The organism is Leptothoe sp. ISB3NOV94-8A, assembly GCF_043421595.1.
GTDB lineage: Bacteria > Cyanobacteriota > Cyanobacteriia > Phormidesmidales > Phormidesmidaceae > Leptothoe > Leptothoe turfae.
The window spans coordinates 326,178-339,376 of the sequence record NZ_JAXSQW010000004.1 but is presented as its reverse complement, the minus strand read 5'-3'; the positions used below and the strand labels follow the sequence as shown (position 1 = coordinate 339,376).

General features: G+C 52.2%; 3 pseudogenes. All 3 read right to left on the bottom strand.

Annotation, left to right across the window (positions count from 1 at the left end):
• Nucleotides 1–26 precede the first annotated feature (26 nt).
• A pseudogene (locus tag SPB21_RS34725) lies at nucleotides 27–6,146 on the bottom strand (amino acid adenylation domain-containing protein); the annotation flags it as partial.
• Between the two features lie 126 nt (nucleotides 6,147–6,272).
• Nucleotides 6,273–6,845: pseudogene (locus SPB21_RS34720) on the bottom strand (AMP-binding protein); the annotation flags it as partial.
• A 129-nt stretch (nucleotides 6,846–6,974) separates the two neighbouring features.
• Nucleotides 6,975–13,187, bottom strand: a pseudogene (locus SPB21_RS34715) (SDR family NAD(P)-dependent oxidoreductase); the annotation flags it as partial.
• Nucleotides 13,188–13,199: the final 12 nt, after the last annotated feature.

Genomic DNA, 13,199 nt, shown 5'->3' with positions numbered 1-13,199 from the left:
TGCCCCGGTGCAGGCAAGGCGCGACGATCTACCTTGCCATTGGGCGTCAGGGGTAATTTTTCCAAGGGGACAAAGGTACTGGGTACCATATAGGCTGGCAGCCGCTGGTTTAGATAGGCTTTTAAGTCACTCAGGGCTAGTTCCGGTGCATCACCCACAATATAGGCCACCAGGCGCTTATCACTGGGGGTATCACCATGGACAACCACCACCGCCTGCTGCACTTGCCCATGGTGACGCAGCACCGCCTCAATCTCTCCTAACTCAATGCGGAAGCCACGCACCTTAGTCTGATGATCGAGACGTCCTAAATACTCCAAATTGCCGTCTGCACCATCATAGCGAGCCAGGTCTCCAGTTTTATAGAGACGGCCTTCACCAAAGGGATTAGAGATAAATTTCTCCGCCGTTAAATCCGGCTGATGCAAATAGCCCCGAGCCAGCCCAGCACCACCAATATGCAACTCCCCTGGCACACCGATGGGAACAGGCTGGAGATGGTTGTCCAAAATGTAAACCTGGGTGTTGCCAATGGGACGACCGATGGAGACTAGAGAGTTGCCCCCCTTAGATTTGACCTGATCAGAGTTAGGATCCTGAGCTTCATCAGCTAGGTCTGTATCATTAGCGCAATGGTCATCAGTCTTCACCTGGAAACGAGTGGACCAAATCGTCGCTTCCGTTGGGCCGTAAAGGTTCCATAGGTCTGCTCCTGATGCTGACAGCTGTTGGGCTATAGTTGTCGGCAATCCTTCACCGCCACAGAGCATGGTCATGGGTGCTGACTCCCCAGACCAGCCCGCCGCTAACAACAGTTGCCAGGTGGCTGGAGTGGCCTGCATGATGGTCACTGGTTGGTCAGATTCCTGATGTGAGGCTGGGTTTAGAGGCTGTAATTGGCGCTGTAATTGCTGACCATCCCGAGTTACCGCTGTGGGCAGAATGACCACCTCTGCGCCGATGGTCAACGGTAGGTAAAGCTCCAGGGCAGCAATATCAAAGGCCAGGGTGGTGACGGCGGCCAAGCGATCGCATTCCCTCACCCCAGGCGCATCCTGCATCGTAGTGAGGAAATTCACCACAGACTGATGTTGAATTTGCACCCCTTTAGGAGTCCCCGTGGATCCAGATGTGTAAATAACATAGGCCAAATTCTCCGCCGTCACGTCCGTGGGGCAGCTATCGACACTGGCCTGGGCGATAGTCTCCCCATCTCGGTCCAAACACACCACCTGTTCCGGCGCAATCTCTAACCCTAACGCCTTAAAACAATCGGTCTGGGTCACCAAGAGAGCAATTTGGGCATGGTCCACCATAAACTGCAGCCGCTGTTGCGGGTAGCCAGGATCCAACGGCACATAGGCTGCCCCTGCCTTCAAAATCCCCAACAGACCCACCATCATATCCAGGGAGCGTTCCACACAGAGACCAACTAAAACCTCAGGTCCCACCCCCAACGTTCTCAAATGATGGGCCAGCTGATTGGCCCTGGTATTTAATTCCCGGTAACTCAGCTGGTTATCTAAATAGGACACCGCCACCGCATCTGGCGTACGCTCCACCTGGGCCTCAAATAAGTCATGGATGCACTGGTGTTCGGGATAGGGCATCGCCGTATCGTTCCACTCCACCACCAGCTGATGCCGCTCTGCCTCACTCAGCAACGGCAGGGTGACCACCCGTTGAGACTCATCCAACACAAATCCGGTCAACAAAATCTCAAAATGGCTAGCCATTCGTTCAATCGTAGCCATCTCAAACAGATTGCTGTTGTACTCCCAATCCGTAATCAATCCTTGTTCCGTTTCTTCCACTGAAAGGGTCAAGTCAAATTTGGCCGTAACTGTTTCCGTGGCCATGGGGGTGAAGGTTAATCCAGGTATTTGGGTGGAGGCAACGGGGACATTTTGGAGAGAAAACAGCACCTGGAAAATGGGAGAATGGGCCAAACTCCGTTCAGGCTGCAGGGCTTCAACAATTTGTTCAAAGGGCACATCCTGGTGGGCATAGGCTTCTAGAGCAACCTGTCTCACCTGATGCAGTAATGTGGCCACCGTGTCTTCCGGATGAATTTGGGTACGCAGGGCCAGGGTATTGACAAAGAATCCAATCAGCGGATCTAACTCTGGCCGCTGACGGTTAGCGATGGGCGTACCCACCACGATATCGGACTGGTTACTGTAGCGAGATAACAGCAGCTGAAAGGCCGTCAATAAGACCATGAACAGGGTCACCCCTTGCTGTTGTCCTAGCTGGTTTAGCTGCTGACTTAACCCCAGGGGTAGAGTGAGGCGATGACGCTGCCCTTGGAAAGTTTGTACGGCAGGCCGAGGATAATCGGTGGGTAGCTCTAAACGGGCTGGACTCTCAGCTAACTGCCGTTTCCAGTAGCTGAGCTGAGACTGTAGCACCTCTCCCTGGAGCCATTGCCGCTGCCACAGAGCATAGTCAGCATACTGAATTGTCGGTTCGGGTAATGGTGAAGGGTGCCCCTGGTCATAAGCAGTGTAGAGCGCCGCCAACTCCTGCATCAGCACCCCCATGGACCACCCATCGCTGATCAGGTAATGGGTAGTAATAGAAAGAACTGCAGTCGGCTCAGAATTCCGCCTTCCGCCTTCCGTCTTCCGTCTTCCACCTTCCGCCTTCCCTAATCTGTTGATATCTGTTGAATCAAAACAGATTAGCTTAATCCTAAATAGGGGCCCTGCAACCCAGTCAAACGGCTGCTGGGCCTCTTTCACCAACCAATCAGATAAGGACAATTCCAGGTCATCGGCCTGAACAATTTGCAACGGTGTTGGGGGAACGGGATTAATCTGTTGTACCGCCATGCCATCTTTCCAAGGAAAGGTGGTGCGCAGGGCTTCATGCCGTCGGACGATTTCACGGATCGCCTCCGTCAGGGCAGTAAGATTTAGATTCCCCTGAATGCGCAGGGCTGTATGGGCATAGTAGGCGGTAGACAGACCCTCTAGCTGGGTGAGAAACCACAGCCGTTCTTGGGCATAGGAGAGGGGGATGGGGGCATGATCCTGTAACCTTGGAGTGATGGCAGCGATCCCATGGGTTGTCAGGTTCTGATTGAGAACAGCATCCACTCCAGCCACCGTGGGAGCTTCAAACATTGCCTGGAGGGGAAGTTCCACCTCAAAAGTTTGGCGCAGGCGGGCCACCAGCTGAGTTGCCAATAGAGAATGGCCACCCAACTCAAAGAAGCTGTCGTAAATACCAATCTTTTCCAGAGGTAAGGAGAGCACCCCAGCAAAGAGGGTGGCAATCAATGTTTGTCGCTCGGTTTGAGGGGCAACAAAGAGGGCGCATGTGGCGGACTGTTCCTGGTTTAGATCCAGGGCGAGTAAGGCCCGACGATCTATTTTGCCATTGGGGGTAAGGGGAAATTTCTCCAGGCAGGCAAAATGGCTGGGTACCATATAGGCTGGCAACTGAGCTTTTAGGAATTGCCGCAGTGCGTCAGGTGTGGTAGCGGTATCCGTTATCGCTTGTTGTTTCGGTTTCTTTGATGGGTGGGCGGGGGCGGGGGCGACATGGGATCGCGATGGATGTACCGCGTATACCATATACACCTCCAAATCAGATTCTGATTTCGTTGTTTGTAAGGTTGTTAGGGAATGACTCCCATTGTCCTCCTGGCTATTTTCATCACTGAAATAACGACCAGCCATGGGAGATTGTGCATCCGAGGAGACAATATAGTCGTCAATCTCCAGACCATAACCATGGGACTCTAGTAGTTGACAGACCTGTTGTAGCATTTCAGTCCCTTCCACCTCCAGGGTCAGTTGCTTAATCTTCGGCCAGTCTTGAGGTTGGATTCCTTCCAGCACCAACAGTTCACTCTTTTCCACATCGACCTTGAGCAAATCAATTTGGTCTACCTCATAGTGTTGAATTAGGTCTGATAAGGTGGTCAGCTGACAGGCATAGGTTTCAGACCGATATCGCTCGTCTACAAACTGACGCACGTGATCAATGTCATAGTTCATCAGTACGGCTTCAGCCACCTGTTTATCCTGGTCTGGATCCGCAAACCGCCCCGAAACACCCGACATTTCAGGGTAGAAGGTGAACTCCAGTGTCTCCGCCTGATTAGACAGACCCTGGGGGATGACAGTCACCTGATCACCATAGGGTTGCACATTGGCCTGTAGGCGCTCGAATGTGGGGGGAATTGGTTCAAAGGCATAGACTGTCGTTTCAGGGCAGGTCTGTTGAACAAATAGGGTAAACATACCAATGTTGGCCCCCACATCAAACACACAGTCCCCCGGCTGAATCGTAATGCCGTGGCGCAGGTAAATCTGTTGCTCAAAAATCTCGTCATAAATAGCGCGGGTTTGATGGGCACTAAAGTGGGCCACCGTGAGACCATTGGGCAACTGCATCCTGGGCAAGGTGGGCGATGGCACAAAATAGGCCACCAGTTGTTGTTGGGCAGCCACCATCACTACTGCTTCCTGTACACCAGGATGGTGACTGAGGGCTGTTTCAATATCTCCTAACTCCATTCGGAAACCGTTGAGCTTGACCTGATGGTCGATCCGACCCATAAACTCCAAATTGCCGTCCGGTCGCCAGCGGGCTAAGTCACCTGTTTTATAAAGACGTCCTGCCCCAAAGGGATTGTCAATAAATTTTGCTGTCGTGAGTTCCTGTCGATTCCGGTAGCCCCTGGATAAACCATCTCCACCGATGTGTAGTTCCCCTGGCAGACCCATGGGTACCGGCTGAAGATGGGTGTCTAGAATATAAATTTGGGTATTGGCAATGGGGCGACCAATGGCAGTTGCTGGGGCTGTTGAGCCAGCCTCCTGCTCAATCGCCTCAATACCAAAACTGGTGGACCAAATGGTGGTTTCAGTGGGGCCATACATATTGTTGATTTTGCCCTGCATTGCCCCTCGAATTTGCTGAGCTAATGGTGGAGGCAGGGCTTCTCCCCCCACCAACAGATGCTGCAGACCACTCAGGTGATTTAAACCATCGGGTGTTGCCATCAGCATCCGCAGCCAGGAGGGAGTACATTGTAGATGGGACACTTGATGGGTCTGGATCTGATTGAGAACGGTTTGCTCCGGTTGTCGAGATTGCTGGGCTAAGTTACTCCGATCTTTCAGGGTTTTGAGATATTCCAGGCTAGCAAGCACCGGATCCACATCCACCCCAAAATCAATCAGGCAGGCCACTTCATTCACTCCAGTCATCTGCAGCCGATCAAGCATCTCCAGGCATTTCTCTGGGGTACCCAGCAAACCACTGGTCTCAAAATAGCGATCAAAGGCAGCGGACAATAACGCATCTCGATCTGCCTCGTCAAACGAGTCAGCCTGGACCGTCACTTCAGCCTCTGGCAAAACTTTGAGCATGAGTTCCAGAGAACTGTTTAGATAGGCGCATAGGGGCTGACGCACCTGCTCCCGTACGGTGTCGAGATCCTCTCCGATAAAGGTGTGAAGCATCAGGGTGACCTGGCCAATGCCTGAATGTCCCTGCTGTCGCCAAGCCTGACGATAAATTTTAATGTTCTCGGCCAGGTCTTCAATGGTTTGGCCCAGCAGATGGGTCAAGAGATTTGTGCCCAATTCCCCGGCCAGGCGAAATGTTTCTGGATTGCCTGCTGCGGTAATCCAGAGGGGGAGTTCTGGCTGGATGGGTCGGGGATAGGTGCGAACCTGAATGGTGTCATCGGTGCCGTTGGGGCGAGGGATCGCCTCCCCTTGCCAAAGTTGTCGTAGAGTGGTGATACTCTCGGCCATAATGGCTTTGCGATCGCAATAATTCTCCGGAGCCAGCACAAAGTCATTGGGATGCCAGCCGCTAGCCACCGAAAGACCGACCCTGCCGTTGGATAGGTTATCCACAAAGGCCCACTCTTCCGCCACCCGCAACGGATCATGGAGAGGCAGCACCACGCTCCCGGCCCGGATTTGAATCTGTTGGGTGGCCGTAGCAATCGCCGCACTGGTCACCGCCGGATTAGGGTAAGTCCCGCCAAATTCATGGAAGTGGCGTTCTGGGGTCCAAATAGCGGTAAATCCATTGTTATCGGCATACTTGGCCCCTTCCAGCAACAGTCGATACTGGTCTGCAGCATTAATGGTCTGACTGTTGTTGGCAAAGTAAAACAGACTAAAGTCCAGGGGCTGGGACGGAAGACTCGGGCTAGCGGCAGCTGAGATATATTTAGAATCGGTTTGCAGGATGACCTGAAAGCCCGCCGTCAAGGTCCAGAAAATTTCTAGCACCGAAATATCGAAGGAAATGGTGGTCAATGCCAGCCAGATCTTGCGATCGCCTGACTCCACCAGATCATCCATCGCCATGAAGAAATTAATCACCTGGCGATGTTCAATCATCACTCCTTTGGGTTTCCCCGTAGAGCCTGAGGTGTAAATCACATAGGCTAAATTGTTGGCGGTTACCGGTGTTGCCTTAGACAGTTCGGAACCATGCAGGGAATTTTCTGCATCAGAATTTTCTGCATTAACCGTCGCCTGTCGAATAGTATCCCAATCTCGATCTAAGCAAATTACCTGTGTTTCAGGATTTTGCGCCCCCTGGTTGGGTAACACAGACAGCAGCCGTTCCTGGGTTAAGAGCACCGATATTTGCGCATCTTCCAGCATAAAAGCAAGGCGTTGCTGCGGATATTCAGGATCTAGCGGCACGTAAGCGCCACCCGCTTTGAGGATCCCCAGCAGCCCTACCATCATCTCCAGGGAGCGTTCTACGCAAATGCCCACCAATACCTCCGGCCCCACCCCTAACCGTTGCAGGTGATGGGCCAGTTGATCGGCGCGGGTATTTAAGTCCCGATAGCTCAGTTGTTCTGGGCCAACGACGAGTGCGATCGCATCCGGTGTACGTTCTACCTGGTCCTCAAACAGCTGATGAATGCACGTATGCTGGTCATAGTCCACCGCCGTATCATTCCACTGCACCAACAGTTGATGTTGTTCTACCTCAGTCAGTAGCGGGAGCTGGTGAATGGGCTGCTGGGGATTGGTAGCGATCGCCGCCAACATAGTTTGAAACTGTCCCAACATGCGCGTGATTGTATCTTCCTCAAACAAATCACTGTTGTACTTAAATGCCCCCGTTAACCCCGCACTGCTTTCCACCATTTCCAGGGACAAATCAAACTGTCCCTCAAATTGCGGCAGATCATAGGGAAGCACATTAATCCCGCCCCAGTTTTGGAGACTATCGCCATCCAGGGCAGCCAGCACATGTCCCTGGGGGAAATTTTGCAAGATAAAAATCGTTTGAAAAATAGGAGAATAACTAGGATCTCGCTGGGGCTGTAATCGCTCCACCATCAACGCAAACGGAAAATCTTGATGGTCTAACGCCTGCCCCAATGTGCGTTGGGTCTGGGTTAACATTTCCGTAAAACTGGCCGTTCCCTGTAGCACCGTCCGAATGGGCAACAGATTGAGAAAATAGCCAAAGATCTGCGTAAAGTCTGAACGTGTGCGCCCGGCCACTGGGGAGCCCACAATAATGTCCTCCTGCTGAGTATAGCGGTGAAGAAAGACTTGATAGGCCGTTAGCAGCAACGTATACAGGGAAACTTTTCGGGTCTCCGCCAGGGCCTTTAGCTGGCCCGTTAGTTCTGCGGACAAGTGCAATGGACATGAGCCGCCACGGTAGGTTTGCACTGGCGGTCGGGGCCGATCCAACGGCAGCTGTAGCACCGGCAGTTGCCCCTGAAGTTGAGTTTGCCAGTAGTGCCACAGTTGTTCTCCCTTAGCACTGACCAGTAGCTGTTGCTGCCACTGCACAAAGTCTTGATAGGTATGACTGGGGGGAGTTAGAGAAAGCGATTGCTGAGTTTGTTGAACTCGATAAAGAATGGGCAACTCATCGAGCAACAGACTGAGGGACCAGCCGTCATAGACAATATGGTGCATGGAGATCAGCAGAAGGATTTCCTGCTCCGCCAACTGAAAGCACCTGACTCGGAACAGAGGACCCGCCTTTAGATCAAATGGGGTGCGATGGGCGGCAGTCACCTGTTGCCGCAGCTCTAGTTGATCCCAACCCGTGGCATCCATCACCTGGAAGTCCAGGGTATTTGCATCCAGTATCTGTTGCTGGGGCTGGTCATCTAAGCTGGGAAAACAACTACGGAGAATGGCATGGCGCTCCAGAAACTGTTGAAATGCACCGCGCCAGCTGGAAATGTTATTGGCATCCATTAGCCGCACTGGAAAAGACACGTTATAGGCATAACTGTCGGGGGCCAGGTTCCAGATAAACCAGAGCGCCTGTTGATTGAAGGATAGGGGATACTGTTTCTGGGTAAGGGCATCAGATGTCAATGTCTCACCAGAGGCATCAGATCGGGTCGCAATCGCCAACTCAGGCTGTCGTCCTGCCGTATCCACATTTAAATCAAGTAAATCAAGGTCTTCCCACTGCTGACGAATAACATCTTCTAAAGTGGCCAGGTTCACCCCACCCATAAATTTAGAAACCGGAATCTCCACCCCAAGTTGTTGCTGGAGCCGATTTCTTAGCTCTACAGCCATTAATGAATCCATACCCAGTTCAAATAAATCCTGGGTAGGCTTTAGCTTTTTGCCATCCGGCAAACCCAGCACCTGGGCAATGCCCTCTGCCAAGTTTTGTTGTAGGGATTCATCGCGCTGGGCTGCAGGTAAGGCCCGTAGGTGTTGGATTAAATGTGTACGGGATTGGGGTGTACTTTGTGCAACCGGTTTCGCCACCAGCTGCTCTAGCAATTTTCGGGGTCGCCCAACTTGATATACGGCATCAAATTTCGACCAATCCACAGCGGCTACCACCCGCTGAGTGCCGCTACTGCCCAGCAATACTGATAAGGCAGCGGTCATCTGTGGCAGTGTTAAGGGGGTGACCCCTAACTGGGATAGTCGCTGGATAAGCTGGTCTTCCACATCTGTTAACATGCCTGCTCCTGCGATCGCAGACCAGTTCACCGTCAGAATCGGCAAACCCTGCACCCGACGGTAATGGGCCAACAAATTCTGAAACTCATTAGCGGCCCCATAATGGGCCTGTTGAGCTGAGCCCCACACCGAAGCAATGGAACTAAAGTTAACAAAAAAGTCCAGATCCCACTTCAAACTTAGCTGGTGCAGGTTCCAGGTACCGGCTACCTTGGGGCGCAATGTTTGCTGCAGTGTGGTGGGTTGCAGCTCAGCGATGGGATGGGCTCCGCCCCCGATACCGGCGATATGAATCACACCCTTTATTGAAGAGAACTCAGGCAGTTTCTGTAACGCTAAAGTGAGAGCCGCTTCATCTCCCACATCTGCGATAGGCGTGACAACGTTTGCCCCGGACGACTGCAACTGGGCCACTGCCACTTGTTTTTGGGGTGTATCCGCCCCCCGCCGACTCAGCAGGATCAGGTGTCGGGCACCCTGCTCTACTAACCATTGGGCAACAACAAGACCCAATCCCCCCAGTCCGCCTGTAATCAGGTAGCTACCCTCAGATGAAATTGAGAGTTGCGTCGTTTTCTCGGGGATACTCTGACTCAAACGAGCCACATAACGAGTCCCAGTGCGATAGGCAACCTGTTCTTCTGTTTGATTCCCTAAGACTTCTGAGATCAGAATATCAGCCTGCTTTGCCACAGTCATAGAACCATCCAGATCCACCATGCCCCCCCACTGTTGAGGATGCTCCAGGCCAAAAATTCGGCTCATCCCTCGCACAGGGCCTTGGGCCAATGTGGGTAATTCTGTTCCCAGAGAAACCGCATTTGGGGTAATCACCCAAAGCTTGGCATTGGATAACGCCGGTTGCTGCGTCAGGCTCTGCATTAAAAATAGCAGGGGCTGACAGAGAGAATTGATGGCCGATTCCAATGCATTAAGATTTGGGGTGTCTCCCGTTGTATCCCCAAGCCAGATAACCCCTGCAATGGGATGAGAATCTATCTGTTTCACCTGATCCCAGAGCGATTCGAAGTCAGCAGGATTCTCAGGCTGCAAGGTGTAGACTGAGTTGTTGTCCTGGTTTGCAATGGTGTGGTCTAAAACAACCCGACTACAGGTTTGACCCAAGGTTTGCAATTGCTCCACTAAGGCAGCGCTTGACTCTGTTGAATCGCTAACAATGATCCAATGACGGGGTGAGATTCCATCATTGGGCAAGTCCTGGCTATTTAAATCTTTGACAACCCACTGTAATTCATACATTAAATCCTGAACAGATTGAGCCGCCAGCTGTTGTTGATGGACCTGCACCAGGCGTTCCAAGATCCCGGTATCTGAATCTGGCTGGCCAGCCAATAGCTGAGTCAGCTGAGCCACATCGCCTTGATGCAGTAGCTCTGTTACCTGTGACGTTAGGACGGGACTAGCCTGGGGAGTTGGTTCTATAGTCTCTTCTACCCAGTAGCGTTGTCGTTGGAAAGGGTATGTGGGCAACGCCACCTTACGCCGCTGGGGATAGTCTTGATCAAACCGTTCCCAATCAATATCGACACCCCTGATATACAGATCACTCAGGCTGCTTAGCATCTGTTGCCAATCCGTTTGATTGGGTCTCAGACTAGGTAGCCACAGGTTACTTTTATGGTCGGGAAAACATTGTCGCGCCATGCCCATCAGAACCGGCTTAGGACCACATTCTAAAAAGATACCGTCTTGTTGTCGTAAGCACTGTTGATGAAGAGACTCTATCCCTGCTACAAGGTTGACAGGGGCGAGAATATGCCGACACCAATAGTCTGGTGTGGCAATTTCTTCGTTAATCACCTGCCCGGTGACATTGGAAATTAGTTTGAGTTTGGGGAGGGAGTAGGAGATTTGCTGCGCGACTTGTTTGAAGTCGGCCAGCATAGGCTGCATTAAGGGAGAATGAAAGGCATGGGAAACCTGTAACTGTTTGGTTTTGATCCCCTGGTCTTCAAGCTGTTGGGCAATGGTTTGAACGGCGGTTGCGTCACCTGAAATCACAGTGCTTTCAGGCCCATTGATGGCGGCAATGGTGACGTCGGCCTGATCTGCAATTACAGCCTTAACTTGCTTAGCTGAGGCCATCACTGACACCATAGCTCCCCCTGAAGGCAACTGCTGCATTAGCTTGCCCCGCATGGCAATAAGTTTCAGGCCATTTTCCAGGCTGAAGACTCCAGCAACACAGGCGGCGACATATTCACCGATGCTGTGGCCTATAACAATGGATGGCTTAATGCCCCAGGATTGCCAGAGTTGCGCAAGGGCGTATTCGAGGGCAAATAGGGCGGGTTGGGTGTAGGCAGTTTGGTTAAGGGGTGAGGTGTAATCAGACTGTAGGGGCTGGCCTTGTGCCTGCCCTGGATCAATGCGTAGGGGCTGGCCTTGTGCGGTTCGGCTGAGCTCACCGTCGAAGCCCTGCCCTTCTTCCGCAATATTGGGGTAGAGAATATTGAGAATATCTAGATCTAGGTAGGATCGAAGAATGTTGTTACAGTGGTCGAGGATTTGCCGGAATAGTGGTTGGGTTTCGTATAGTTCTCGGCCCATGTCTCTGTACTGTGCTCCCTGGCCGGTAAACAGAAAGACAATTTCAGACTGGTTAAGGGAATCCCTTGATTCTTCGATATCCCTAACTGTTATCCCGTTGGCTTCTAATTGATCGAGCTTTTGACTGACCTCATCAACCGACCTGCCTACAACCGCAATGCGCTCACTAAAGTGAGTGCGCCCCTGGTTAGTGGTGTGGCAAATATTGGCAATGGCTAGCTCTGGATGGTGATCTAAGAATTTTCTGTAGTGGGTGATCAGCGATCGCAACCCTCCTCTAGTTTTGGCTGACAAGGTCAGCACATGCCAGGGCCGCTCTGGCTGATTAGATGTTTGATCAGAGATGGGGACAGCCGGAGCTTCTGCCACAATCACATGGGCATTGGTGCCACTTACTCCAAAGGAACTCACCCCTGCTAGCCGAGGCTTGTCTCCCCGTACCCAGGGCGTTACTGACGTAGGAACGGTCACCGGCATTTCTTCCCAGTCAACCCGTGGATTAGGCTGCTTAAGATGGAGATGGGGAGGGATTTTCTCCTGTTGCAACGACAGAATTACTTTGATTAACCCAGCAATCCCGGCAGCTCCTTCGGTATGGCCGATATTGGTTTTAACCGAGCCAATCATCAGGGGAGAATCTTGAGGACGCTGGGAACCATAGACATTGGCTAGGGCCTCCACCTCAATCGGATCGCCCAGGGGGGTGCCGGTGCCATGGCACTCGATATAATCCACCTGGGATGCCTCTAGCTTGCCGCTGCCTAGGGCCTGACGGATAACAGATTCCTGGGCCAATCCATTGGGCACCGTCAACCCACTACTGGCCCCGTCATGGTTAACGGCTGATCCTCGGATAACAGCAAAAATTTGATCGCCATTGGCCTGGGCATCTGATAACCGCTTGAGTACTACTACACCGCATCCTTCACCCCGGCCATAGCCATCAGCCGATTGGTCAAAGGTTTTACAACGACCATCGACAGAGTTCATGCGGGTTTGGGCCTCAAACACACTGACCTGGGGCGTCAGCATCAGATTCACCCCACCCACCAGGGCCAGGTTACATTCCTGATTGCGTAAGCTCTGGCAGGCCAAATGACAGGCCACAAGAGAAGAAGAACAGGCTGTTTCCAGGGTTAACGTGGGTCCATTTAAACCTAAGGTATAGGCAATGCGTCCAGCTGCAAGGGGAGCACCGGTACCAAAGGCAGATTGCAAATCAGTAGAATGGGCCACCAGCTGTTGATAGTCATGGGTCATCATGCCGATGAATACACCGGTTTGACTTCCTTTTAACGCCAGGGGCGACAACCCTGCATACTCAAGACTCTCCCAACAGACTTCAAGCAACAGACGATGCTGGGGATCCAAGTTTTTAGCTTCCCGAGGAGAGATTCTGAAAAACTCAGGATCAAACTGATCCACATCGGTGATGAAGCTGCCATGGCGGGTATACATTTTTCCAGCCACTCCGGGCTCTGGATCATAATATTGATCAATATCCCATCGCTCCTTAGGTACCTCGGTGGCGGCATCAACACCCTGTTCAAGTAACTGCCAAAAGGCTTCTAAATTAGGAGCTTTGGGAAAACGACACCCGACACCAACAATGGCAATGGGTTCTATCCTGGCCTGCTCTGCCACCTGTAGCTTGGTTTGCATCCGTTTCAACTC